Origin of the sequence: Trichlorobacter sp. (assembly GCF_030247655.1) — a bacterium.
Lineage (GTDB): Bacteria > Desulfobacterota > Desulfuromonadia > Geobacterales > Pseudopelobacteraceae > Trichlorobacter.
The window spans coordinates 1-1,783 of record NZ_JAOTRZ010000352.1 but is presented as its reverse complement, the minus strand read 5'-3'; the positions used below and the strand labels follow the sequence as shown (position 1 = coordinate 1,783).

The window sequence follows — 1,783 nt, the reverse complement described above, 5'->3', positions numbered from 1 at the left end:
TGCTTGATACCACAGTCTGGACAAGCTGAGCCTGGTTTCACTTTTGGCGATGGAGTCCAGAAAAATAAATCATGTCTCAGCTGCCATAAGGACAAAGAACTTGTAGGATCTGCCAATCAGATAAGTCCAAAAGCATTTCAGCATACAACCCACGCCCAGCTTGGCTGTAAAACGTGCCATAATACGGTCTCCGACAGCCACCCCAAGGATGGTAAAATTGCACGCACAACCACCTGCTCCGACTGTCATACTGATATTGCGACCCAATATTCAATCAGCAAACACTCGTTAAGTGTACCTGATTGCAGTGCCTGCCACAATCCACACTCTGTCCACAAACCAGGAGAGGTGTATGCACTTGATCTGAATAAAACCTGCACCACCTGTCACACGCAAGACAGGATCACGGCCAGCCATGCCCAATGGCTGCCACAATCCAATCTTCATCTCGGCTCAATCAACTGCATTACCTGCCACACCAAGTCTGATACCTTCGTGTTATCCGTCTATGTCTCCCGACGGGATCAGAAAAAGACAGGCGCAGCGACTACCGTTGCCGATTATGCCTACCTGAAATCAAAGGCGAGCTCTGACAACATTGCACAACTGGTTGATAGAAACCAGGATAGCTACATCTCCATTGAAGAGCTGAGAAACTTCAACACCAATCCCGCGAACAAAGATCTGTATTTAAAGGCGATTCTGACGCCTGCCACAACATCACACGCTTTCCAGATATCAGATAAAAGCTGGAACTGTACCTCCTGCCATGCTGCAGGCCCTGATGCGGCCCAGGTCAGCCGTTTGGTCCTGCCAAAACAAGACGGCACCTTTCAGCATATGGATATTGAAAAAGGGGCAAACATTGCCGCACTCAATGTTATTCCAGACTTTTACATGATGGGATCATCCCGTAATACCATCCTGAACATGTTAGGCGTTGGTATCTTGGCAGGCGGCATGGTCATGCCGATCGGTCATGGTTTTTTCCGCTTTTTAACCAGAAAAAACAGAAGGAAGGAGTAGCTGTCATGGATACCAAATTAATCTATCTGCAACCGACACCGGTTAGAATATGGCACTGGTTGAATGCTCTTGGTATTGTCACACTGATAATCTCAGGTATTCAGATCCGTTTTCCTGATTATGTCTCAATTTGTGGTAGCTACCGAGATGCCATCTTACTGCATAATACTGCCGGTATTGTTGTTGCCTTGTCGTTTTCTTTCTGGTTTTTCTACTACAAGTGGGTATCCGGAGCACTTACCAATATCTACGTACCCAAAATGGATGAACTGTCAAATGGCCTCATAAAACAGATGTTTTTTTACTTCTACGGTTATTTCAAAGGTGCATCTGCCCCGTTTCATGCAACACCAGACAGCAAATTCAATCCGATGCAAAAATCAGCCTATCTGGCCATCATGTTTGTAATCGTACCGTTTGTCAGCCTGACCGGGATAGCCCTGTTAAATATAGGTCCACTTCGCCAGATGCTGCTTATGTTGGGAGGGCTGCAAATTCTGGTAACATTGCACTTTATACTGGCCTGTATGTTGGGTGCCTTTCTGATGACGCATGTCTATCTGGCAACTCTTGGTGCAACCCCACTGGCCTATTTCAAACCAATGTGGACCGGCTGGGAAAAGGTTGAACACCATCATGAGGGCGATGAACTGCATAATACCGCAGATTAGAGGAGGCATACTCATGTTACACACGCCAAACGGAATCACACCGACTAGTATTAATTTACCTGGACTTGACACCTTATATAAAAAAT

2 protein-coding genes are annotated in these 1,783 nt (G+C 46.1%); both read left to right on the top strand.

What is annotated here, in order from left to right:
- Positions 1-3 precede the first annotated feature (3 nt).
- Positions 4-1,026, top strand: a complete 1,023-nt coding sequence (locus tag OEL57_RS16595; protein WP_300742038.1) for a cytochrome c3 family protein — start codon at positions 4-6, stop codon at positions 1,024-1,026.
- A 5-nt stretch (positions 1,027-1,031) separates the two neighbouring features.
- Complete coding sequence (locus OEL57_RS16590) at positions 1,032-1,697, top strand: cytochrome b/b6 domain-containing protein (protein ID WP_300742037.1); 666 nt, start codon at positions 1,032-1,034, stop codon at positions 1,695-1,697.
- The last annotated feature ends 86 nt before the right edge of the window (positions 1,698-1,783 follow it).